This is a genomic window from Saccharopolyspora montiporae (assembly GCF_015209505.1).
Classification (GTDB): Bacteria; Actinomycetota; Actinomycetes; order Mycobacteriales; family Pseudonocardiaceae; genus Saccharopolyspora; species Saccharopolyspora montiporae.
The window spans coordinates 13,034-35,839 of sequence record NZ_JADEYC010000037.1 but is presented as its reverse complement, the minus strand read 5'-3'; the positions used below and the strand labels follow the sequence as shown (position 1 = coordinate 35,839).

16 protein-coding genes are annotated in these 22,806 nt (G+C 72.0%); 13 read left to right on the top strand and 3 right to left on the bottom strand.

The features are described from left to right. Nucleotides 1-11 precede the first annotated feature (11 nt). Nucleotides 12-2,561: an alpha-glucan family phosphorylase gene (glgP, locus tag IQ251_RS17505; RefSeq protein WP_193929740.1), complete on the top strand. Its 2,550-nt coding sequence runs from the start codon at nucleotides 12-14 to the stop codon at nucleotides 2,559-2,561. Nucleotides 2,562-2,590: 29 nt separating this feature from the next. On the opposite strand, the gene IQ251_RS17500 is transcribed toward glgP, so the two are convergent. Next, complete coding sequence (locus tag IQ251_RS17500; RefSeq protein WP_193929738.1) at nucleotides 2,591-3,748, bottom strand: tetratricopeptide repeat protein; 1,158 nt, start codon at nucleotides 3,746-3,748, stop codon at nucleotides 2,591-2,593. Nucleotides 3,749-4,094: 346 nt separating this feature from the next. Here IQ251_RS17500 and IQ251_RS17495 point away from each other — a divergent pair, with 346 nt between their 5' ends. The 4 genes from IQ251_RS17495 to hrpA all read left to right on the top strand — a co-directional run bounded on the left by IQ251_RS17495 (nucleotide 4,095) and on the right by hrpA (nucleotide 11,171). Beyond that, the gene (locus IQ251_RS17495; RefSeq protein ID WP_370591476.1) at nucleotides 4,095-4,883 is read left to right on the top strand and encodes an ABC transporter ATP-binding protein; all 789 of its coding nucleotides are present in this window, start codon (nucleotides 4,095-4,097) and stop codon (nucleotides 4,881-4,883) included. A 123-nt stretch (nucleotides 4,884-5,006) separates the two neighbouring features. Further along, nucleotides 5,007-5,789 (top strand): enoyl-CoA hydratase/isomerase family protein, encoded by a 783-nt coding sequence (locus IQ251_RS17490; RefSeq protein ID WP_193929735.1) that lies wholly within the window; start codon nucleotides 5,007-5,009, stop codon nucleotides 5,787-5,789. A 111-nt stretch (nucleotides 5,790-5,900) separates the two neighbouring features. Beyond that, on the top strand, nucleotides 5,901-7,076 hold the full coding sequence (locus IQ251_RS17485) for a THUMP-like domain-containing protein (protein ID WP_193929733.1): 1,176 nt from the start codon (nucleotides 5,901-5,903) through the stop codon (nucleotides 7,074-7,076). A gap of 150 nt (nucleotides 7,077-7,226) precedes the next feature. Continuing rightward, nucleotides 7,227-11,171: an ATP-dependent RNA helicase HrpA gene (gene hrpA / locus IQ251_RS17480; protein ID WP_193929732.1), complete on the top strand. Its 3,945-nt coding sequence runs from the start codon at nucleotides 7,227-7,229 to the stop codon at nucleotides 11,169-11,171. A gap of 318 nt (nucleotides 11,172-11,489) precedes the next feature. On the opposite strand, the gene IQ251_RS17475 is transcribed toward hrpA, so the two are convergent. Then, nucleotides 11,490-12,332: a DegV family protein gene (locus tag IQ251_RS17475; protein ID WP_193929730.1), complete on the bottom strand. Its 843-nt coding sequence runs from the start codon at nucleotides 12,330-12,332 to the stop codon at nucleotides 11,490-11,492. 288 nt (nucleotides 12,333-12,620) lie between these two features. On the opposite strand from IQ251_RS17475, the gene IQ251_RS17470 reads away from it, so the two are divergent. Together IQ251_RS17470 and IQ251_RS17465 are read left to right on the top strand one after the other, a co-directional pair. Beyond that, nucleotides 12,621-13,403 carry an electron transfer flavoprotein subunit beta/FixA family protein gene (locus IQ251_RS17470; RefSeq protein WP_193929728.1) on the top strand — a complete coding sequence of 261 codons (783 nt, stop codon included), beginning with the start codon at nucleotides 12,621-12,623 and terminating at the stop codon, nucleotides 13,401-13,403. A 35-nt stretch (nucleotides 13,404-13,438) separates the two neighbouring features. Further along, nucleotides 13,439-14,398, top strand: coding sequence for an electron transfer flavoprotein subunit alpha/FixB family protein (locus tag IQ251_RS17465; RefSeq protein WP_193929726.1), 960 nt, complete (start codon nucleotides 13,439-13,441; stop codon nucleotides 14,396-14,398). Nucleotides 14,399-14,460: 62 nt separating this feature from the next. Here IQ251_RS17465 and rnhA read toward each other — a convergent pair whose 3' ends face one another. Further along, entirely contained in the window at nucleotides 14,461-14,925 is a 465-nt protein-coding gene (rnhA, locus tag IQ251_RS17460) for a ribonuclease HI (RefSeq protein WP_193929724.1), read from the bottom strand. A gap of 72 nt (nucleotides 14,926-14,997) precedes the next feature. On the opposite strand from rnhA, the gene IQ251_RS17455 reads away from it, so the two are divergent. The 6 genes from IQ251_RS17455 to IQ251_RS17430 all read left to right on the top strand — a co-directional run bounded on the left by IQ251_RS17455 (nucleotide 14,998) and on the right by IQ251_RS17430 (nucleotide 22,806). Next, nucleotides 14,998-16,371: an MFS transporter gene (locus IQ251_RS17455; RefSeq protein ID WP_370591475.1), complete on the top strand. Its 1,374-nt coding sequence runs from the start codon at nucleotides 14,998-15,000 to the stop codon at nucleotides 16,369-16,371. A gap of 51 nt (nucleotides 16,372-16,422) precedes the next feature. Next, nucleotides 16,423-17,664, top strand: coding sequence for a cysteine desulfurase family protein (locus IQ251_RS17450; protein ID WP_193929722.1), 1,242 nt, complete (start codon nucleotides 16,423-16,425; stop codon nucleotides 17,662-17,664). Between the two features lie 3 nt (nucleotides 17,665-17,667). After that, nucleotides 17,668-18,756, top strand: a complete 1,089-nt coding sequence (mnmA, locus tag IQ251_RS17445) for a tRNA 2-thiouridine(34) synthase MnmA (RefSeq protein WP_193929720.1) — start codon at nucleotides 17,668-17,670, stop codon at nucleotides 18,754-18,756. A gap of 271 nt (nucleotides 18,757-19,027) precedes the next feature. Continuing rightward, nucleotides 19,028-20,578: a fatty acyl-CoA synthetase gene (locus IQ251_RS17440; RefSeq protein ID WP_193929718.1), complete on the top strand. Its 1,551-nt coding sequence runs from the start codon at nucleotides 19,028-19,030 to the stop codon at nucleotides 20,576-20,578. A 47-nt stretch (nucleotides 20,579-20,625) separates the two neighbouring features. Beyond that, entirely contained in the window at nucleotides 20,626-21,651 is a 1,026-nt protein-coding gene (locus IQ251_RS17435; RefSeq protein ID WP_193929716.1) for a uroporphyrinogen decarboxylase/cobalamine-independent methonine synthase family protein, read from the top strand. 90 nt (nucleotides 21,652-21,741) lie between these two features. Beyond that, complete coding sequence (locus IQ251_RS17430) at nucleotides 21,742-22,806, top strand: DUF6461 domain-containing protein (protein ID WP_193929714.1); 1,065 nt, start codon at nucleotides 21,742-21,744, stop codon at nucleotides 22,804-22,806.

Here is a 22,806-nt window from a genome sequence, read left to right as displayed (position 1 = left end):
GGTCCGCTGCCGTGAGAGCCGTCCACCGCTTCACCGTGCTCGCCCACCTGCCGGAGCCGCTGCGCGCGCTGGGCACGCTGGCCACGAATCTGCGCTGGTCCTGGCACCCGCCCACGCAGGACTTGTTCGCGGCGGTGGATCCGGAGTTGTGGTCGGCGACCGGTGGCGACCCGCTGCGGCTGCTCAACGAGGTGCCCGCGGACCGGCTGCGCGTGCTGGCCGAGGACGAGGACTTCCTGGCGCGGACCCGAGCCGTGGACGACGACCTGCGCCGCTACCTCGCTGTCCCGCGCTGGTATCAGCAGCGGCAGGACGAGGGGGCGGAACTGCCCGGTTCGGTGGCGTACTTCTCGATGGAGTTCGGCCTCACCGAGGCCCTGCCGAACTACTCCGGCGGGTTGGGGGTGTTGGCGGGTGACCACCTGAAGTCGGCCTCCGACCTCGGGGTGCCGATGATCGGGGTGGGGCTGCTGTACCGGTCCGGTTATTTCCGGCAGTCGCTGTCGGCCGAGGGCTGGCAGGTCGAGCACTACCCGGTGCTGGACCCGCGCGGGCTGGCGCTGGAGACGGTGACCGGCCCGTCCGGGCAGGCGCTGCTGGTGCGGGTGGCGATGCCGGAAGGACGCACCTTGCTGGCCCGCATCTGGAAGGCGCAGGTGGGCCGGGTCCCGCTGCTGCTGCTGGACAGTGATCTGCCCGGCAACGACGATGATCTGCGCGGTACCACCGACCGGCTCTACGGCGGCGATGCGGACCATCGCGTGCGGCAGGAGATCCTGGCCGGGATCGGCGGGATGCGGGCGGTGCGCGCCTATTGCGAGCTGACCGGGCATCCGCAGCCGGAGGTCTTCCACACCAACGAGGGGCACGCCGGCTTCCTCGGCCTGGAGCGGGTGCGCGAGCTGCAGGACGAGCAGGATCTGCAGTTCGACCCGGCGGTCGCCGCGGTGCGGGCGGGTATGGTGTTCACCACGCACACTCCGGTTCCCGCCGGCATCGACCGGTTCCCGGTGGATCTGGTGCGCCACTACTTCGGCGACGGTTCGCAGCAGTCGCTGCTGCCCGGGGTGCCGACCGACCGGGTGCTGGCGCTCGGCGCCGAGGACAACCCGGGCATGTTCAACATGGCGCACATGGGCCTGCGGCTGGCGCAGCGGGCAAACGGGGTCTCCGAGCTGCACGGCAAGGTGATCCGCAAGATGTTCTCCGGACTGTGGCCCGGTTTCGGCACCGAGGAGATCCCGATCAGCTCGGTGACGAACGGGGTGCACGGGCCGACCTGGTCGGCGCGTGAGCTCGGCAAGCTGCTCGGCGAGTCCGAGATGGACAGCGGTGCCGGGCTGCGCGGGATGGAACCGGTCAGCGATGCGCTGCTGTGGGAGCTGCGCTGCTCGCTGCGCCAGCGCTTGGTGGAGCACGTGCGCCGCCGGTTGCGCGAAGCCTGGTTGCAGCGCGGCGCGTCGGACCTCGAACTCGGCTGGTGCGATTCGGTGTTCGATCCGGAGGTGTTGACGATCGGGTTCGCGCGCCGGGTGCCCACCTACAAGCGGGCCACGCTCATGCTGCGCGATACCGACCGACTGCGTCAGCTGCTGCTGGATTCGCAGCGGCCGGTGCAGATCGTGGTGGCGGGCAAGTCGCATCCCGCGGATGAGGGTGGCAAGGCGATGATCCAGAAGATCGTCAAGTTCGCCGACCGCGCAGATGTCCGCCACCGGCTCGTTTTCCTGCCGGACTACGACATGTCGATGGCGCGCTACCTGGTGTCCGGGTGCGATGTGTGGTTGAACAACCCGGTGCGCCCGCTGGAGGCGTGCGGGACGTCCGGGATGAAGGCCGCGCTCAACGGTGCGCTGAACCTGTCGGTCCGGGACGGCTGGTGGGACGAGATGTTCGACGGCCACAACGGGTGGGCGATCCCGAACGCGGACGGGGTGACCGATCCGAACCGGCGCGACGACCTGGAGTCGGCGGCGCTGTACGAGCTGATCACCGAGCACGTGGCTCCGGCGTTCTACGAGCGCAATACCGACGGGGTGCCGGGCAAGTGGATGTCGATGGTGCGGCACACGTTGGCGACGTTGGGTCCGCGGGTGCACTCCTCGCGGATGGTGCGCGATTACGTGGACAACCATTACGGGCCCGCGGCCTGCTCGGTCCGCGGGGTCTCCGCCGACGGGTATCGGGGGGCCAAGGAGCTGGCTGACTACCGGGCGCGGTTGCACGCCGCGTGGTCCCGGGTGCGGGTGGATTCGACCGAGATGTCGGTGGACGAGCACGGCCCGCTGCTGGGTTCGCGCGTCACGGTGCGGGCCGAGGTGGAGCTGGCCGGGCTCGATCCGTCCGATGTGGACGTCGAGGTGGTGGTCGGCCGGGTGGACGACTCCGATGAGTTGTACGACTTCGTCGCCGAATCCATGGCGGCATCCGGGGACGGCCGTTACCAGGCGGAGGTGACGCTGCCGCACGCCGGGCCCGCGGGGTACACGGTGCGGGTGCTGCCGCAGCACCGCTCGTTGTCCGGGCCGGCCGAGCTCGGCCGCGTCGTGCTCGCGAGCTGACCTGAGCCGGGCACCCGGCGACCCGCGTCCTAGGTCACCGACAGGCGTTCTCGCGTCTCGACGACGCGGGGCCACCACGGTGCGAGCCGCTCGGCTTCGGCCAAGGCCTGCCGCGCTGCGGCGTTGTCGTGCCGGGCCATGTGCGCTCGTGCGATCGTGGCGTAGTCGTCGGCCCGGGACAGCGCGGTGTTGCCGTGTTCGGCCCCGGTGGCGGCGAGGCGGACCGCTTCGTCCGGGTCGCCGTCCAGCAGCGCCAGCAGTCCGCGGGTTCCGGCCAGTTCGAACTCCGGGTAGCCGAGGGCGGTCGCGTCGTGCATGGCTTTGCGGGCCACCGGCAGCAGGTCCTCGGCGGGCAGCTGTTCGGCTTCCACGGCCGCGAAGCCCAGTCCGGCCAGTCCGGCCAGTCGGTAGGACATCTCCCGCGGTGCCAGTTCTGCCTGCGACATGCGGTTCAGCAGCATCAGGACCGCTGCCGCGTAGTCCCCGCGGGCTTCCAGCACGGCGACGCGGCAGGTCAGCGCGGCGTCCGAATCCGGGTGCAGCGCGGCGATCCGGTCGGTGACCTCCGCGGCGCGGTCGAGTTCGCCGGACATGACCGCTTCGCGCGCCGACGTCGCCAGCGGGCTGATCCGGAACTCGGTGCGGGCGGGTTCGGGCATGCGGGGCAGCGCGAACAGCAGCCACCCGGTGGAGGTGGTGAACGGAACCCGGCGCGGCCAGAGCTTGTAGAGCAGGAACGCGGTGCCGGCCAGCGCGAGACCCCGGCCGAACGGCCCGGAAGCGAGCAGCCAGGCAGTGCCGACCAGGGCGGCGCCGCAGCATGCGGACACCAGGCCGGCCAGCCAGCAGCGCAGGAAGACCGGGGCCCGCCACGGGCCGATCGCGGCGCTCATCGCCACCGGCAGCGCTCGCACGGTCAGCGTGATGCGCCCCACGGTGCCGGACCAGACGAGCTTGGTCGCTCCCAGGACGACGGCCCGCACCCGGAGCCCGAACAACACGGCCCCGACCAGCAGCCCCAGCTGCAGGCTCAGCGGCAGCGCGATGGTCCCGAGCAGGGCGCCGGACCAGCCGGTCAGCACCGAGCGGAAGCCGCCGCCGAGGGCGAGTTCGATGGCCGCGGTGACCAGGGCGCCGGCGGCTCCGGACAGCAGCCAGGGGCGGGTCAGCAGGTTCGGGGGTCGCACGAGTGGTCAACCTACGCCGCGCGGTGGCGCCGGTGGGGCGGTTCGGCGACGCCGGCCGCACCGGTGGTCCGACGGTCCACTGTGGATGGACGTGGTCGGGGGTGGATGGGCTGCGCGGGGAGGGGCGGTGGAGCGTCGCGCCGGGCCACGGCGGGCGGGCAGGCCCGGGTCCGATGCGCGAGTGGCGCCGATGCCCGGAGCGTGCGGGTTGCCGACCCGCCGCGGCCCGCGCCGGTGGACGCGGAACAATGGACCAGGCATGCGCCGGTCCCGGCGGGGTCCGGTGGAACGTGAACCGGGTGCTCCCAGCGGCGGGGCTGCGGTCCGTCACGGCGGGGAGGTAGACGTGGACGACCTGGTCATCCACCTGGATGGCGTCGGTGTTCGGCGAGGCGGTACGGCGCTGTTGTCCGACGTGAACTGGTCGGTGGAGCTGGACGAGCGCTGGGTGGTGCTCGGGCCCAACGGTGCCGGCAAGACGACGTTGTTGAAGTTGGCCAGCACTGAGATGTACCCGAGCGCGGGGACCGTTGACGTGCTCGGTGAACGGCTCGGCAAGACGAACGTGTTCGAGCTGCGCCCCCGGATCGGGCTGTGCTCGTCGGCGCTGGCCGGGCGGATCCCCGGCGAAGAAGTGGTGCGCGACGTCGTGGTCAGCGCGGGATACGCGGTCCTGGGGCGCTGGCGCGAGGAGTACGAGTCGCTGGACACCGACCGGGCCCAGGAGCTCCTGGACCTGCTCGGCGTGGGGCACCTGGCCGATCGCGCGTTCGGGACGCTGTCCGAGGGCGAGCGCAAGCGGGCGACGATCGCCCGGGCCCTGATGACCGACCCCGAGCTGCTGCTGCTGGACGAACCGGCCGCGGGCCTGGACCTGGGAGGCCGGGAGGATCTCGTGGGCCGGTTGTCCGGGCTGGCCATGGACCCGGATGCGCCGGCCTCGGTCCTGGTCACCCACCACGTGGAGGAGATCCCGCCGGGATTCACCCACGGACTGCTGCTGCGCGAGGGCGCTGTCGTGGCCCAGGGTCTGCTGGATCAGGTGCTCACCGAGGAGAACCTCGCCAAGACGTTCGACCAGGACCTGGAGTTGCAGCGCAGCGGTGAGCGGTTCTTCGCGCGGCGGCGCGGTTGACCCTCCGGTCCGACGTGCCCGGCGGCGCTGTTGCCGCCCGGTGCGGGCAGATAGCCTGCCACTCGCGCGCATGTTGCGCCGCCGGAGGCGCAACGAATGGCTGCACGACGAGGAGGATGCCGCGTGGGTGAGTTCGTGAGGCTCGAAGTGGACGGTGCGGTCGGGACGATCCGGTTGGACCGGCCCCCGATGAACGCGCTGAACCAGCAGATCGAAGCGGAGCTGCGCGACGCCGCGATCGAGGCCACCGAGCGGGCCGACATCCGCGCGGTCATCGTGTACGGCGGGGAGAAGGTGTTCGCGGCGGGCGCGGACATCAAGGAGATGGTGGACAAGACGGCCGCCCAGATGGCGCGCAAGGAGGAGCGGGGCCTGTCCGGCGCGCTGAGCGCGGTGGCCGCGATCCCCAAGCCCACCGTCGCCGCGCTGACCGGGTACGCCCTCGGCGGCGGGTTCGAGCTCGCGCTGGCCTGCGATCGCCGGGTGGCGGGCGAGAACGTCAAGGTCGGCCAGCCCGAGATCTTGCTCGGGGTGATCCCCGGCGCCGGCGGGACGCAGCGGCTGGCCCGGCTCATCGGCCCGAGCAAGGCCAAGGACATCATCTACACCGGGCGGTTCGTCCGGGCCGATGAGGCGCTCGCGCTCGGCATGGTCGACGAGACCGTGCCGGCCGACGACGTCTACGCGGCGGCCCGGCGTTGGGCCGACCAGTTCACCGGTGGTGCGGCGCGGGCGCTCGCCGCCGCGAAGGCGGCCATCGACGGCGGGCTCGACGTGGATCTGGACAGCGGCCTGAAGCTGGAAACGCACCTGTTCACCGGTACTTTCGCTACGGAGGACCAGGAGATCGGTATGCGGTCGTTCATCGAGAACGGGCCCGGCAAGGCGGAGTTCACCGGGGAGTGAACGCCTTCCGGCCGGGTTGCGGCCCGGCCGGGGCCCGGCTCCGCACTGCCCCGCTGCGCGCGGCCGTATCCTGGTCCGGTTCGTCATGCCATGCCGATGCGGGGAAGTGCGGTGGGATACTCCTTCGACCTTCGAGACGTCGCCTTCCTGCGTTCGTCCGCGGGGGCCGATGCGCTGGCTCGGTTGGACGAGTGGGAGCTGACGGCGGCCACGCGGCTCACCGATGTGGCCCGCGCGCGGTCGCTGGTCGGTGAGCGCTTCGCGGCCGCGGTGCTGGAGACGGGGGTGCTGCGGCGGCGTGCTCGCAGCAAGTTGACCGGCGCGGACTCCTGGTTGCTGACGGATCCCGCGCTGCAGCAGGCCACGGCCACCCGTGTCGCCGAGCACCGCGCCGAGCGCCTCGCCGGCCGGGACGTGCACGACGTGACCTGTTCGATCGGCGCGGATGCCGAGCAGCTCGCGGCGGTGGCGCGCACCTGCGTGGCCTCCGATCTGGACCCGGTGCGGCTGGCGATGGCCGAGCACAACCTCGCGGCCCGCGGTCGGGAGGTCGTGCTGGTGCGTGCCGATGCGCTGCAGCCGGCTACCCGGGGCACCGCGGTCGTGGCCGATCCGGCTCGCCGGGACGACACCGGCCGGCGCCGGTGGAACCCTGCGGAGCTGGAGCCGCCGCTGGACGACCTGCTCGCCGCGTACGCCGGTCGCGACCTGGTGGTCAAGGCGGCCCCCGGCCTCGATTTCGATGCTGTCCCGGATGAAGCCGAGGTGGAGATCGTGTCGATGTCCGGCCAGGTTCGGGAGGCGTCGCTGTGGTTCGGTGATCTGGCCGAGTCGGGTGTGCGCAGGCGCGGCACGGTGCTCACCGGCGAGGGTGCGTGGACCATCACCGATCGGGAACCCGATGACTGCCCGGTGATCGAGGCGGGGGAGTGGATCGTCGATCCGGACGGGGCGGTGGTCCGGGCCGGACTGGTGCGCCAGTACGCGGTCCGCTGGGGCTTGGGCCAGCTGGACCCGCACATCGCCTATCTCACCGGGCCGCGTCCGCCTGCCGGGGTTCGGGCCTTCCGGGTCCAGGCGCAGGTCCGCTTCCGGGAGAAGGCGTTGCGGGCCCTGCTGCGCAGCCACGACGTGGGCAGCGCGGAGATCCTCGTGCGCGGTGTCGATGTTGACCCGGATGCACTGCGCAAGCGGCTCAAGCTCACCGGATCCGCGTCTGCAACCGTGGTCCTCACCAGGATCGGCGATACCGCCACGGCGTTCCTGTGCCGCGCTGAGCGGACCTGATGGCGCAGTACCGGACCGCCGCTGCTCCCGACCGGTCCGCGCAGCGGCGTGTGCGGGGTCACGTCCAGGGACGCGGTGCGTCGGCCCCGATGTGGCGCTGGCGAAAACCCGCGGCAGGCGGTGGGGCGACTTCTCTATCCTGGACCGAGTATGGCTGACCCGTCCGTGAAATCCGACCTCGCCGATCTGCGCGCCCGGCTTCCCGAACTCGTGCTGGCCGATGAGCGGCGGCTGCGCCGCCGCATCGACGGCGCCCGCAAGATCCGGGACGAAGACTCGTTGCGCCGGGTCACCGACGAGATCGCCACCGACGTGGCGGCGGCGGAGTCGCGCGTCGAGCGGCGGCGCGCGGCGGTCCCCGAGATCGACTACCCCGATGGGCTGCCGGTCAGTGCCCGGCGCGACGACCTGCTGGCCGCCATCCGCGACCACCAGGTCGTGATCGTCGCCGGGGAGACGGGGTCGGGCAAAACCACGCAGCTGCCGAAGATGTGCTTGGAACTCGGCCGCGGGGTGCGCGGCATGATCGGGCACACCCAGCCGCGGCGGCTCGCGGCGCGCACCGTCGCCGAGCGGGTCGCCGAGGAGCTCGATACCGAACTCGGTGATGCGATCGGCTACCAGGTGCGGTTCACCGAACGGGCCGGGGAGGACACCTCGGTCAAACTGATGACCGACGGCATTCTGCTCGCCGAGATTCAGCGGGACCGGCTGCTGCGCCGCTACGACACGCTGATCATCGACGAGGCGCACGAGCGCAGCCTGAACATCGATTTCCTCATCGGCTACCTCAAGCAGCTGCTGCCCCGCCGGCCGGACCTGAAGGTGATCATCACCTCGGCGACGATCGATCCGGAGAGCTTCTCCCGGCATTTCGGCGGGGCGCCGGTGGTGGAGGTGTCCGGCCGCACCTATCCGGTCGAGGTCCGCTACCGCCCGCTCGTGGACTCCACGGACGACTCCGAGGACGTGCTGCGCGACCAGACGCAGGCGATCACCGACGCCGTGCACGAGCTGTGCGCGGAAGGGCCCGGCGACATCCTGGTGTTCCTCAGCGGTGAGCGCGAGATCCGGGACACCGCCGATGCCCTGGGCAAGCAGAACCTGACCGACGTGGAGGTCTTGCCGCTCTACGCTCGGCTCTCGGCCGCCGAGCAGCATCGCGCGTTCCAGCCGCACCGCGGGCGGCGCATCGTGCTGGCCACGAACGTCGCGGAGACCTCGCTGACCGTGCCCGGCATCAAGTACGTGATCGACCCGGGTACAGCCCGGATTTCGCGGTACAGCTTCCGCACCAAGGTGCAGCGGCTGCCGATCGAGCCGATCTCGCAGGCGTCGGCCGACCAGCGCAAGGGCCGCTCGGGCCGCACGTCCGAGGGCATCTGTATCCGGCTCTACTCGGAGCAGGACTTCCTGTCCCGCCCGGAGTTCACCGATCCGGAGATCCTGCGCACGAACCTCGCCTCGGTCATCCTGCAGATGGCTTCGCTCGGACTCGGTGCGGTCGAGTCGTTCCCGTTCCTGGAGCCGCCGGACCGCAGGCAGATCGCCGACGGTGTGCACCTGCTGCACGAGCTCGGCGCGCTGGAGCGTGCGAAGAAGGACCAGGGCGACCAGCTCACCGGGGTGGGGCGCAAGCTCGCGCAGTTGCCGATCGACCCGCGGCTGGCGCGCATGGTGCTGGAGGCCGAACGCAACGGGTGCGTGCGCGAGGTGCTGGTGATCGCGGCCGCACTGTCCATTCAGGACCCGCGGGAGCGTCCCACCGAGCACCAGCAGGCTGCCGACCAGCGGCACGCTCGGTTCGTCGAGGCCGACTACGAATCGGACTTCCTGGCGTTCCTGAACCTGTGGCACTACCTGCGCGGCAAGCAGAAGGAGCTGTCGGCCAACCAGTTCCGCAAGATGTGCCGCAACGAGTTCCTCAACCACCTGCGGGTGCGCGAGTGGCAGGACCTGTACCTGCAGCTGCGCCAGATGACGAAGACGATGGGGATGACGCTGGCCGATCAGCAGGCCGATCCGATCCGCATCCACCAGTCGCTGCTGGCCGGGCTGCTCTCGCACGTCGGGTTGCGCGAACTCGACAAGAAGGGGCAGCAGCGCGGACGGACGAGCAACGAGTTCCTCGGCGCGCGCAACGCCAAGTTCGCGGTGTTCCCCGGCTCCGCGCTGTTCAAGAAGCCCCCGCAGTGGGTCGTCGCCGCCGAGCTCGTGGAGACCTCGCGGCTGTGGGCGCGGGTGGTGGCCAGGGTCGAGCCGGAGTGGATCGAGCGGCTGGCCCAGCACCTGGTCAAACGGACCTACAGCGAGCCGCGCTGGGAGAAGAAGCGCGCGGCGGTCGTGGCCACCGAACGCGTCACCCTCTACGGCATTCCGCTCGTGGTGGACCGCAAGGTCAGCTATGGCCGCATCGATCCGGAGGTCAGCCGGGAGCTGTTCATCCGGCATGCGCTGGTCGAGGGCGACTGGGACACCGAACACGCCTTCTTCCACCGGAACCGGGCGCTGCTCGACGAGGTCGCCGATCTGGAGGAGCGGGCGCGGCGGCACGACATCCTCGTCGATGACGAGACGCTGTTCGAGTTCTACGACCGCCGAGTGGGCGATGAGGTCGTGTCGGGCAGGCACTTCGACTCCTGGTGGAAGAAGGTCCGCCGGCAGAGTCCGGATCTGCTCGACTTCGACAAGTCCATGCTGATCAACGAAGATTCCGCCGGGGTCAGCGATGCCGACTACCCGGACGCCTGGCGGCAGGGTTCGCACGAACTCGCGCTGTCCTACCAGTTCGAGCCCGGCACCGATGCCGACGGCGTCACCGCGCACATCCCGCTGGCGGTGCTCAACCAGATCTCCGCGGAGGGTTTCGACTGGCAGATCCCGGGGTTGCGCGAGGAACTGGTGACCGCGCTGCTGAAATCGCTCCCGAAACCGCTGCGCCGCAACTTCGTTCCCGCACCGGACTTCGCCAAGGCCGCGCTCGCGCGGATGCCTGCCGGGCAGGGTGGGCTGGTGGCCGGGCTGCAGGACCAGCTCCGGGCGATGACCGGAGTCACCGTGCCCACCGATGCGTGGGACTGGCAGCGGGTTCCGGACCACTTGACGATGACCTTCCGCGTCGTGGACGGCGAGGGTCGCAAGCTGGGCGAGTCCGTGGACCTGGAGCAGCTGCGCCAGGAGCTGAAACCCGACCTGCGGGCCGAGATCTCGGCCGCGGCCGACGAACTGGAACGCAGCGGACTGCGCGAGTGGGAGCTGGACAGCCTCCCGCGCACCTTCGAGCGGCAGCGATCCGGCCACCCGGTGCGCGCCTACCCGGCCCTGGTGGACGAGGGCGAAAGCGTCGGGGTCCGCACCTTCGACACCGAGCGCGAGCAGCAGCGCGCGATGCGGCGCGGTACCCGGCGGTTGCTGCTGCTGCAGCTGCCGAACCCGCTGAAGTCGTTGCAGCGGGGGCTGAGCGCCGGCGCGAAGCTCGTGCTGGGCAGCAATCCGGACGGAAGCCTGGACGCTGTGCTGGCCGACTGCGCGGATTGCGCGGTGGACAAGCTCGTCGACGCGGCGGGTGGGCCGGCGTGGGACCGGGAGGCGTTCGCGGCGCTGCGCGATGAGGTCGGGCGGCGGCTCGGCCCGACGACGGCGGACACCGTGTCCAAGGTGGAATCCGTGCTCGCGGTCCGGCAGCAGGTGGAGACCGCGTTGGCCGACCGGTCGAGCGGTTTCCCGCGGGAGGCGTTCGACGACGTCCGCGAGCAGCTCGACGCCCTGGTGTACCCGGGATTCGTCGCCGGCACCGGGTGGGACCGCCTGCCGGACCTGGTCCGCTACCTGCGGGCGGTCGAGCAGCGCCTGGAGAAGATCCGCCACCACCCGCAGCGCGACGCGGAGTGGATGGACCAGGTGCACGAGGTCGAGGACCGGTACCGCGACCTGCTGGCCCGCGTCCCGGACGGGCAGGCGCCGAGCAGCGGGTTGCAGCGGATCGGATGGATGATCGAGGAGTTCCGCGTGAGCCTGTTCGCCCAGTCCGTCGGCACGGCGCATCCCGTCTCCGCCAAGCGGATTCACCGCAGCATGGACGACGTCGCGGTGTGACGGCCGGGTGCTGCGCCGCGCGGTGCGCACGTGGTGCGGGTCCGGGTTCGGTGCCATGGTCGCCTCCGCCGAGCGGTTCCGGTGTCGTCGAGACCACCGCTGTCGTCGTGACCACCGCCACCGATGATCACGAGTCCAGCCTGCACCCGTCGAACCCCTGTTCGCATCACACGAGTTGGTGAGAAGCCACCCGCATCTGCGGGCTCCGTCTGCTCATCTCGGCACATGCGGCCTCGTGCGGGGGGGGATTCGCGATCGGGCCGAGCAGCCGGCGGTCCCGCGCCGGACCGAGAACCCGTATCCGACCGAGAACCCGTGTCAGGCGGGGGAAACGGTGATGCCGAGCGCGCCCGGGCCTGCGTGCGCACCGAGGACCGCGCTGGTTTCGGACAGCACGGCGCGCCGCACCCGGGGGAGTTGTTCGCGCAGCTCGTCCAGCACCCGCTGGGCGCGCTCGGCGCACTGGAAGTGCTCCACGCCCACGTCGACCGGGCCGTTCCCGGCGCGCTGCACTGCGCTGCGCACCCCCTTGGCCAGCGCCCGGTCCTGCCCGATCCCCTTGGCGAGCTGGTCGATGATGCCGTCCTTGACTTCGAGGACGGGCTTGATCGACAGCGTCTGGCCGAGCCATGCCGCCGCACGTCCGATGCGCCCGCCGCGGCGCAGGTGTTCGAGTGTGTCGACGTAGAGCAGCTGCGTGGTGGTGCGCATCCGCTGCTCCAGCACATCCATCACGTGCTGCGGTCCGGCCCCCGCCGCGGCGGCTTCGGCGGCGGCCAGCGCCGGGAAGCCGAGTCCGAGGCCGACGAGCCGGGAGTCCACCACGTAGACCGGGACGGCGACTTCGTCGGCGGCGGCCCGCGCGGAGGAGCAGGTCTGGGAAAGGCCTTCGGAGATGTGCACCGAGATGACCGCTTCGGCGTCGGCTGCCTGCGCGTCGGAGTAGTTCCAGAAGAACGCCGGGGCGGGCGGTTCGCTGGTGTCCACCGGGGTGCCCGCCTGCATGGCGTCGGCCAGCTGCGGGTGCGGGACGCGGCGTTCGTCGTTGACCTCCTGGCCGACGGCCAGTTCCAGCTGCACCACGGCGATGCCCAGCTGTTCGGCGGTCTCCGCGGGGAGGGAAGCCGTCGAGTCCGTGACGATGGCGACGCGTTGTTTCATGCGATCAGGCTACTGAGAGGTGAGCAGGATTCATATCGCCCTGCGCCACCTGCGGGGACCGATTGCCGCATTCGCCCGCCGTGCCCGCCGAATGGTGAGTACCGTCACGTGCAGCCGCACATTGCACGGGGGCTACCGGCAAGTAACATTTGCCGTGGTTGGCATCACTGTGCTCGTTGTCGAGGCGCTGTGGCAAGGTCAACCTCCCGGGGTGTATTCCGGGTACGGAAGCAAAGCCGCTGGGCGACCAGCGAGTGTCGTCAGTCCGCAGGAGGTCGGAGAGGGCCCATGAACATCGTCGTGCTGGTTAAGCAGGTGCCCGACACGTATTCCGAGCGGAAGCTCACCGATGCGGATCACACGTTGGATCGCGAGTCGGCCGATGCGGTTCTGGATGAGATCAACGAGCGCGCCGTCGAGGAGGCGCTGCTGATCAAGGAAGCGCAAGGCGGCGAGGTGACCGTGGTGTGCCTGGGCCCGGACCGGGCCACGGACGCGATCCGCAAGGCGCTGTCGATGGGGGCCGACAAGGCGGTGCACCTGTCCGATGAGGCGCTGCACGGCAGCGATGCGCCGGCGACGGCGCGGGCCCTGGCCAAGGTCGTGGGCACGGTGGAGTCGGTGGATCTGGTGATCGCCGGCAACGAGGCCACCGACGGCCGGTCGGGCGCGGTGCCCGCGATGGTGGCCGAGCTGCTCGGCTGGCCGCAGCTGACCTACGCGCGCAAGGTGACCACCGACGGGTCGACCGTGGGTGTGGAGCGCGAGACCGACGCCGGGATCACGACGCTGGAGGCGAACCTGCCCGCCGTCGTGTCGGTGACGGAGAAGATCAACGAGCCGCGGTACCCGTCGTTCAAGGGGATCATGGCGGCCAAGAAGAAGCCGGTGACCACGTTGTCGCTGGCCGATGCCGGGATCGAGGCGAGCGAGGTCGGGCTGGCCAACGCGGCCACCCAGGTGGTCGAGTCCGCGCCGGCGCCGCCGAAGCAGGCCGGTCAGCAGGTCACCGACGAGGGCTCGGGCGGCGTGGCCGTGGTCGAGTTCCTGGCCGGGCAGAAGCTGGTCTGACGGTCGTTCACGGGATTCGCGAGGAGGCGTAGTAGATGTCTGAGGTTCTGGTCCTCGTCGAGCACGTGGACGGTGAGGTCAAGAAGATCACGTCCGAGCTGCTCACGGCCGCGCGGCAGATCGGCGAACCGTCCGCGGTGGTGGTCGGTGAGCCGGGCACGGCGGGCAAGCTGGGCGAGGCGCTGGCCGCCCAGGGCGCGGAGAAGGTGTACGCGGCCGAGTCGGCCGAGGCGGGGCAGTTCCTGGTGACCCCGCAGGTCGACGTGCTGTCCGCGCTGGTGGCCTCCGCGTCGCCGGCCGCGGTGCTGCTGCCTGCGTCGGTGGACGGCAAGGAGATCGCCGGTCGGCTGGCGGTGCGCACCGGTTCCGGGCTGCTGTCCGAGGTCGTGGGCATCGACGGGTCCGCTGTGGCGAGCCATTCGCTGTTCGGCGGGACCTACGAGGCCAAGGCCAAGGCCGTTTCCGGTACGCCGGTGGTCACGGTGCTGCCGGGTTCGGTGGAGCCGGAGCCGGCCGCGGGTGCCGCGGCGGTCGAGCAGGTCGAGGTGCCCGCGGCCGATGCGGGCAAGAGCGCCAAGATCACCGGGCGCCAGCCGGTCGAGGCGGGGGACCGCCCCGAGCTGACCGAGGCCAGCGTGGTGGTTTCGGGTGGCCGCGGCGTGGGTTCGGCCGAGTCGTTCGAGGTCGTGGAGAAGCTGGCCGATTCGCTGGGTGCCGCCGTGGGCGCTTCGCGCGCGGCGGTGGATTCCGGCTACTACCCGCACCAGTTCCAGGTGGGGCAGACCGGTAAGACCGTCTCGCCGCAGCTCTACATCGCGCTGGGTATCTCCGGTGCGATCCAGCACCGCGCCGGCATGCAGACGTCGAAGACGGTCGTGGCGGTGAACAAGGACGCCGAGGCGCCGATCTTCGAGATCGCCGACTTCGGCGTGGTGGGCGACCTGTTCCAGGTCGCGCCGCAGCTGACCGACGAGGTCGCCAAGCGCAAGGGCTGAGCCCCTGCTCTGAACAACCGCGCGGGCGGGTCGCACGGCGTGTGCGGCCCGCCCGTTGCTGTTCAGCGCGCTTCGTCGCGGCCCGCGCAGGCCAGCCGGTCCGCGCGCTCGTTCTCCGGGTGGCCGTTGTGCCCTTTGACCCAGTGCCAGCGCACCTCGCCGTGCCGCTTGCACTGCTCGTCCAGCCGTTGCCAGAGCTCGACGTTCTTCACCGGTTTGCGCGCCGCGGTCAGCCAGCCGTTGCGCTTCCAGCCGGCCAGCCACTTGGTGATCCCGTTGAGCACGTAGGTGCTGTCGGTGTGCACCTGCACCAGCGGCACGGCCCGGTTGAGCGCTGCGAGTCCCTCGATCACCGCCAGTAGTTCCATGCGGTTGTTCGTCGTGGTGGGATCGCTGCCGCGCAGCTCCCGCTCGTGCTCGCCGTAGCGCAGCACCGCGCCCCATCCGCCCGGGCCCGGATTGCCCGCGCACGCGCCGTCGGTGAACAACTCGACCGCTGCCGGATTCCCGGCTCCTGCCCGCTGCATGCCCCGGAATCTATCCGCATCCGGGTGGCAGGGGTGGACCAGCACCGGGGGTCGGGTTGCACGCTCGGCGGCGTGCCGGACAGGGACAACACGGCGGGCGGCTTGCTCAGCCCGCAGCATCGCGCGTTCACCGCCGGGCTCGCGCTGGTGATCACGCTGATCGCGTTCGAGGCGATGGGTGTGGCCACCGCGCTGCCCGCGATCGTGGCCGACCTGCGCGCGCCGGAGTGGTACTCCTGGCCGCTGACCGTCTTCCTCGCGGCCAGTGCGCTGGGCACCGCGTTCGGCGGCAGGTACGCCGACCGCCGCGGTCCGGGCGGCTTGCTGCTGCTCGGGCTGGCCGCGTTCGCCGCCGGTCTGCTGCTGGCCGCGCACGCCCCGGACATGCCGGTACTGCTGGCTGGGCGCGCGGTGCAGGGTGCCGGCGGCGGGGTCGTGCTGGTCTCGTTGTACGTGATGATCGCGGGCGTGTTCCCGCAGCGGCAACGCCCTGCGGCGTTCGGCGTGGTCTCCGCGGCGTGGGTGCTGCCCGCCCTGGTCGGCCCGGCCGTGGCGGGGTTGCTGACCGAGCACGCCAGCTGGCGGTGGGTGTTCGGCGGGCTGGCGCCGTTCGTCCTGGTGGGCGGGCTGCTCGTGCTGCCTGCCGCCCGCCGGTTCGGTCGCCCGGCCGCCGAGTCGTCGGGACAGCCGGCAGCCGGTGGTGCCGCCGCGATCGGTGCGGCCGCCGGGGTGATCGGGCTGAACTGGGCGGCGCAGCGGGTGGTGCCGGAGCCGCTCGTGGCGGCGCCGGTGGGCATCGCCGCGCTGGTGCTGCTGATCGGTTCGCTGCGCAGCCTGCTGCCGGCCGGAACGTTGACCGGCAGGCCGGGGATCCCGCTGATGGTGCTGGCGCGCGGGCTGCTGGCCGGGGTGTTCTTCGCCGCCCAGGCGTTCGTGCCGCTGGCGCTGGTGGCCGCGCACGGATATCCGCCGTCCGCGGCGGGGGTCCCGCTCACCGTCGGTTCGCTGGGCTGGAGCGTCGGTGCCTTCTGGCAGGCGCGCCGTCGGCACCTGCGCCGGGAACGCGTCGTGGCGGTGGGTTTCCTGCTGGTGGCGGCGGGGGTCGCCGGGCTGGCCTGCGGCCTGTCCGCAGCGCTGCCCGCCTGGACCGTGTTCGTCTGCTGGCCGCTGGCCGGAGCCGGCATGGGCATCGGGATCGCGAGCACCTCGGTGCGCGTGCTGGAACTGTCGCCGGAGGGGCGCCGCGGGTTCCACTCCTCGGCGCTGCAGATGTGCGACATGCTCGGCCAGGCCGCGTTCGTGGGTGCGGGTGGTGTCCTGGTCGCGGCGCTGGCCGGTCCGGGTGCTCCCGCCCGCGGGGTGCCGGTGCTGGATCTGCTGCTGGTGCCCGTCGCGGTGCTCACCGCTGCCGCGCTGCTGCGCTCCGACCTCGGGCGAACGTCCTGACCTGCACCTTCCGTCCGGGCTCCTGCCCGGTTGCCGTACCCTGGAGGGGCGATGACTTACCTGGACCACGCTGCCACGACCCCGATGCGGCCGGAGGCGGTCGCTGCGATGAGCGAGGCGCTCGCCCGCGTCGGGAACGCGTCTTCGCTGCACACCTCGGGGCGGCTGGCCCGGCGCGCGGTCGAGGAATCTCGCGAGGAGGTCGCTGCGGCGCTGGGTGCGCGCCCGTCCGAGGTGCTGTTCACCGCGGGCGGCACGGAGAGCGACAACCTGGCGGTGAAGGGCATCTTCTGGGCGCGCAGGGCGGCGGATCCGGCCCGGCGCCGGGTGCTGGCTTCCGCTGTCGAGCACCACGCGGTGCTCGACGCCGTGGAATGGCTGGCTGAGCACGAGGGCGCCGAGGTGACCTGGCTGCGCACCGACGAACTGGGCCGGGTGCATCCGGAGGCGCTGCGCGAGGCCATCGACGAGGATCCGGCGACGGTGGCGCTGGCGACGGTGATGTGGGCGAACAACGAGGTGGGCACCGTCAACCCGGTCGCGGCGCTGTCCGACGTCGCTCGGGAGCGCGGGATCCCGCTGCACACCGATGCGGTGCAGGCGGTGGAGACGCTGCCGGTGGACTTCGTGGCTTCCGGGGTGTCGGCGCTGACGATGACCGGGCACAAGGTCGGCGGCCCGTACGGGGTGGGCGTGCTGCTGCTGGCCCGCGATGTGGCCTGCACGCCGCTGCTGCACGGCGGTGGCCAGGAGCGCGAGGTGCGGTCCGGAACGCTGGACACTCCCGGGGTGCTGGGGCTGGCGACCGCCGTCCGCGAGGCCGTCGCCGCCCGCGAGCGGCACGCCCCGGCACTGGCCGGGTTGCGCGAGGACCTGGTCCGCGGGGTGCGGGCGGCGGTGCCGGACGTGGTGCTCAACGGTGATCCCGGGGACTCGGTCACCGGTGGCGGGCCGTCCCGGTTGCCGGGCAACGCGCATCTGACGTTCCCGGGGTGCGAGGGCGACAGCCTGCTCATGCTGCTGGACGCGCACCGCATCGAGTGCTCGACCGGATCCGCGTGCACCGCAGGCGTTTCCGAACCGAGTCACGTGCTGTTGGCCATGGGTGCGGACGCGGCGGCCGCGCGCGGTTCGCTGCGGTTCTCGCTCGGGCACGACTCGACGGCGGCCGACGTGCAGGCGCTGACCGGTGTGATCGGATCGGTCGTGGAACGGGCGCGCAGCGCGGGATTGCCCGGGCTGCGCAGGTCTTCGGCGGACCGGGCTTCGGCGACCGCCGTCACGGAGGTGTGAGACGTGCAGGTTCTGGCTGCGATGAGCGGCGGCGTGGACTCGGCGGTGGCCGCCGCGCGCGCGGTGGAGGCCGGGCACGATGTGGTCGGCGTGCACCTGGCGCTGTCGGCCAAGCCCGGCACGCTGCGCACCGGCGCTCGCGGGTGTTGCACGGTCGAGGACGCGCACGACGCCCGGCGGGCGGCGGATCTGCTGGGCATCCCGTTCTACGTGTGGGATTTCGCCGAGCGGTTCTCCGAGGAGGTCATCGAGAACTTCGTCGGCGAGTACGCGGCCGGGCGCACGCCGAATCCGTGCCTGACCTGCAACGAGAAGATCAAGTTCGAGGCGCTGCTGGACAAGGCCATGGCGCTGGGCTTCGACGCGGTGTGCACCGGCCACTACGCGCGGCTGGCCGTGGTGGATGGTGTCCCGCAGCTGCGCCGCAGCGCGGACGACGGCAAGGACCAGTCCTACGTGCTGGCATCGCTGACCGCTGAGCAACTGCGCCATTCGATGTTCCCGCTGGGCACGTCGGAGAAGACGCAGGTGCGGGCGGAGGCCGATGAGCGCGGGCTGGCCGTGGCCGAGAAGCCGGACAGCCACGACATCTGCTTCATCCCGGACGGTGACACGCGCTCGTTCCTCGACGACAAGCTCGGCGAGCGGCCCGGTGAGCTGGTCGACGCGGACACCGGAGCGGTGCTCGGGCAGCACACCGGGGTGCACGGGTTCACCGTGGGCCAGCGCAAGGGGCTCGGCATCGACGCCCCGGCCGCGGACGGTCGGCCGCGGTACGTGCTGTCCCTGGAACCGGTGTCCGGAACGGTCGAGGTCGGTTCCGCCGACCGGCTGCAGGTGCACGAGATCGAGGCGAAGCGGCCGATCTGGCCGTCGGAGCGCGCGCTGGACGGACCGACCGAGTGCGTGGTGCAGGTGCGTGCGCACGGCGGGATGGCCGATGCGGTCGTCGAGTGCGACGGCGAGGCGTTCCGCGCCCGGTTGCAGCAGCCGCTGCAGGGCGTGGCGCCGGGGCAGGCCATCGTGCTCTACGCCCCGGACGCCGAGGGCGACCTCGTGCTGGGCAGCGGGCTCATCGCGGCTGCTCGCTGATTCCGTTCGGCGACGGTGACCGCCGCGCCGCGAACGTCGATCGCATACCCGCCGTCCCGGTTCCCGGGCGCCCGTTCCACGAGGGTCGGGTGGAAGCCGTGTTCGGGCAGCCAGTACGCAGTGCCGGGCCGGCCATGCCGGAGCCGGAGATCAGGACCGTTCGCACCATGCCGGTCAACGTAGGCAGCGGACCGGGCGGCAGCAGCGGACTTTTCGGTCGGGCCGGGTTCCGCCCGCGGTAGTGTCGGACGTCACGACTCAGGAGGTGGGCATGTCCGACGGTACGCGCACGAGCACGGTCTCCCAGGTACTCCGGCGCAGCGCAGCGCGGGTTCCGGACCGGGTGGCGCTGGACTTCGCCGCGGATTCCGGGCAGCAGCGGCAGTGGACCTACGCGCAGCTGGACGCGGCGGTCGACCGCGCAGCGGGGATGCTGCTGGGCGTCGTCGAGCCCGGTGCGCGGGTCGCCGCGTTCGGCCGCAACTCGGACGCGTACGTGATCGGGTTCCTCGCGTGCGCGCGGGCGGGTCTGGTGCACGTGCCGATCAACTACAACCTCACCGCGGGCGAGCTCGGCTACCTGCTGCAGCAGTCGGGTGCCGGTGCGGTGCTGGTCGATCCGGCGCTGAGCGATCGGGTGCAGCAGGTGCGCGCGGAGACCGGGCTGGGGGCGGTGCTGCCGCTGCGGGACGCCCCGGATTCGCTGCTGCAGGCCTGCTCGTCGGGCCCGGTCGCGGCCCCGGACGTCCCGGTCGACGACGGGGACCTGGTGCAGCTGCTGTACACCTCGGGCACGACCTCGCAGCCCAAGGGCGCGATGATGACGCACCGGGCGCTGCTGCACGAGTACACGTCCTGCCTGGTGGGTCTGGACATGACCGAGCACGACCGGCCGCTGCACGTGATGCCGCTGTACCACTCCGCGCAGATGCACGTGTTCCTGCTGCCGTACCTGCAGATCGGCGCGGTGAACACCCTGCTGGAGAGCCCGGACCCGGCCGAGGTGCTGCGCCGCGTGGAGCGGGACGGGCATGGTTCGTTCTTCGCCGCCCCGACGCTGTGGGTGGCGCTGGCCAACCACCCGGACCTGGCCGGGCGTGATCTCGGGTCGTTGCGGAAAGCCTTCTACGGGGCGTCGGTCATGCCGGGGCCGGTGCTCGCCCGGCTGCGCGAACGGCTCCCGCGGCTGGGCTTCTACAACTGCTTCGGGCAGTCCGAGATCGGGCCGCTGGCCACGATCCTGCGCCCGGAGGAGCACGACGAGCGCCCGGACTCGGCCGGGCGGCCGGCGCTGTTCGTGGAGGCGAAGGTGGTCGACGAGCAGGGCGCGGAGGTCCCCGACGGCGAGGTCGGCGAGATCGTGTACCGGTCGCCGCAGCTGTGCACCGGCTACTGGGACAAGCCCGCGGAGACGGCGGAGGTCTTCCGGGACGGCTGGTTCCGCTCGGGCGATCTGGTCCGCCGCGATGAACAGGGCTACGTCGCCGTGGTGGACCGGATCAAGGACGTGATCAACAGCGGCGGGGTTCAGGTGGCCTCGCGCGAAGTGGAGGACGCGCTGTACGCGCATCCGGCGGTGACCGAGGTGGCGGTGGTCGCCGTCCCGGACGAGCGCTGGGTGGAGCGGATCGTGGCGGTCGTCGTGGCCGGCGGGGAGGTGGACGAGCAGCAGTTGGTCGAGCACGCGCGCACCCGGTTGGCGGGGTTCAAGGTTCCCAAGCAGATCCGGTTCGTGGACGACCTGCCGCGCAACAGCGCGGGCAAGCTGCTCAAGCGGGTGCTGCGCGAGGAGTTCGCCGACGACGCCCCGGCCGCGAGCTGACCCGGCCCGTCCGGTTCCGCGGGGGGACCGGCGGAGACAATGCGGGAGTGACGGACGCAGTGTGGGGACCGGGAATCGCGACGGCGATCGGATCGATGCCGGGTACCGACCCGGTCGAAGCGGCGCGCACCGTGCTGGGCGAGTTCCCGGAGCTGGTGCCGATGCCGGAGCTGCCCGCCCGGGGAGTCGGTGCCGATGTGCTCGGCCGCACCGCCGGGATGCTGGTGGACTTGGCGGTCGAGGTCGTGCCGTCCGGGTACCGGGTGGCGGCGCCGGGGCGCGATCAGCGCCGCGCGCAGGACCTGCTGCGCTGGGACGTGGATGCGATCGAGCAGGCCGCGGCCGAGGCCGGGGCGCCGCGCGTGGTGAAGCTGGCCGCAGCCGGTCCGTGGACGCTGGCCGCCGGGATCGAACTGGCCCGCGGGCACCGGGTGCTCACCGATGCCGGTGCGCTGCGGGACTTCACCGCGTCGCTGACCGAGGGGTTGCTGCGCCGCGCCACCGAGATCGCCGAGCGGACCGGATCGCGTGTCGTGGTCCAGCTGGACGAACCGAGCCTGCCCGCGGTGCTGAACGGGTGGCTGGCCACGCCGTCCGGGTACGGCACGGTCCCCGCGGTGCCGGAGCCGGAGGTGCGCGGACTGCTGTCCGAGTTCATCGAGCACGTGCGGGACGGCACGGGTGAGCAGGTCGTCGTGCACTGCTGCGCGGCCCGCCCGCCGGTCGAGCTGCTGCGCCGTGCCGGTGCCGGGGCCGTGGCGCTGGACGCGACCGGGCTCGGCGAGGTGTCCGGCCGGTTCGCCGATGAGCTCGGCGAGGCGTGGGAGGAGGGCACCACCCTGCTGCTGGGGCTGGTGCCGGGAACCGATCCGCCGGGTGAGGTGGCCATCTCGGAGCTGGCGGCGCCGGCGCGCGGGCTGGCGTCCCGGCTGGGTTTCCACCGGCGCGCACTGGCCGAGCGCGCGGTGCCCACCCCGGTGTGCGGGCTGGCCGGTGCGTCGCCGACCTGGTCGCGCCGGGCGATGTCGCTCACCCGAGACCTCGCCTCCGCCTTCGCCGACGAACTGGCGTAGGTATTTCGTCCACAGTGGACTCGGTGTGGTCGGCGGGTGCGTTTCCCCGAACCGGCGGTGCTGGGACGTGCGTGCTGGTAGGAAAGGGGCGTGACCAGTTACTGCATCGATGACGAGGTCGGGCGGGCTGCGTGGGTCCGGCGCAGCACGATCCGGGACGCGGCCTGCCTGACGCTGGTCCGCGCGCAGGATCCGGTCCAGGTCGCCACCGCGTTCGGGGGCATGGCCGAACCCGCCCGCAACCTGGACATCGAGGAGTTCTGCGAAGAAGCGTTCGCCGCGCAGGAGCGGTATCCGATGATCGCGCTGCGCCGGCTCGGTGACCGGGTTCTGGTGGTCGAGGACGGCGGCAGGCAGGGGTCGCGGCCCGAGGTGCTGCGCCGGGCCGCGCATCAGGACGCGGTCTCGGTGTACTGGGCGGAGGATGGCGCCACCCGGTTCAGCCACGCGGTCGGCGGCTCGGTGCGGACGTCCTTCGAGGGGGCGCTGCCCGAGTACCGCGAGGGCGAGCAGCCCGAGGAGGTCGAGCGGTTCTTCGACGACCTGGTGTGGTGCCGGGACGATCCGGTCCCGGCGATGCTGGCGCTGGCGGGGCGGATCACCGGTGTCCCGTCGGAACCGGGCTGGCTGGACGGGCAGTTCTGCACCTACCCGGTGGCCGAGTGGCCGGACGACCTGGCCGCGGTACCCGATCCGCTGGACAACGTGCCCGGTTACCCCAGCGAACTCGCCGCCGTGATCCGCGCGGCGCCCGATCCGGTGCGCAGGCACGCGGCCGCCGCCGTGGCGCGGTACGTGCTCACCGCCGCGGGCTGCCTCGACCATCCGCGGGTGCGCCGCACGCTGTCCGCGATCAGCGCGGGAACGCCGGTGCACCAGGGGCGGCTGAGCGCGGTGGTGCGCAAGTGGTCCTGGCAGAGCCTCAAACACCGTCCCAGCAGCAGCGTGCGCAACCAGGTGCGCGCGATGCGGGTGCTGCGGCACGCGACGAACGGCGACGCGCTGACCGGCCTGCTCACCGCGTTGTCGGAGGCGCGGCGGGTGCGGCACGTGGACGGTGCCGAGCTCAACTGCGTCGCGTTGTCCGCGCTGGGCGCGGGTTTCCGCGGGTTGTCCGGATCCGACCCCGGCGCGGCGTCCGGACCGGCACAATGA

Coding starts and splice junctions, on each gene's coding strand:
- IQ251_RS17440 (WP_193929718.1), top strand. CDS start 19,028: ATGTCCGACGGTACGCGCACGAGCACGGTCTCCCAGGTACTCCGGCGC.
- IQ251_RS17470 (WP_193929728.1), top strand. CDS start 12,621: ATGAACATCGTCGTGCTGGTTAAGCAGGTGCCCGACACGTATTCCGAG.
- IQ251_RS17475 (WP_193929730.1), bottom strand. CDS start 12,332: ATGAAACAACGCGTCGCCATCGTCACGGACTCGACGGCTTCCCTCCCC.
- IQ251_RS17450 (WP_193929722.1), top strand. CDS start 16,423: ATGACTTACCTGGACCACGCTGCCACGACCCCGATGCGGCCGGAGGCG.
- rnhA (WP_193929724.1), bottom strand. CDS start 14,925: ATGCAGCGGGCAGGAGCCGGGAATCCGGCAGCGGTCGAGTTGTTCACC.
- IQ251_RS17465 (WP_193929726.1), top strand. CDS start 13,439: ATGTCTGAGGTTCTGGTCCTCGTCGAGCACGTGGACGGTGAGGTCAAG.
- hrpA (WP_193929732.1), top strand. CDS start 7,227: ATGGCTGACCCGTCCGTGAAATCCGACCTCGCCGATCTGCGCGCCCGG.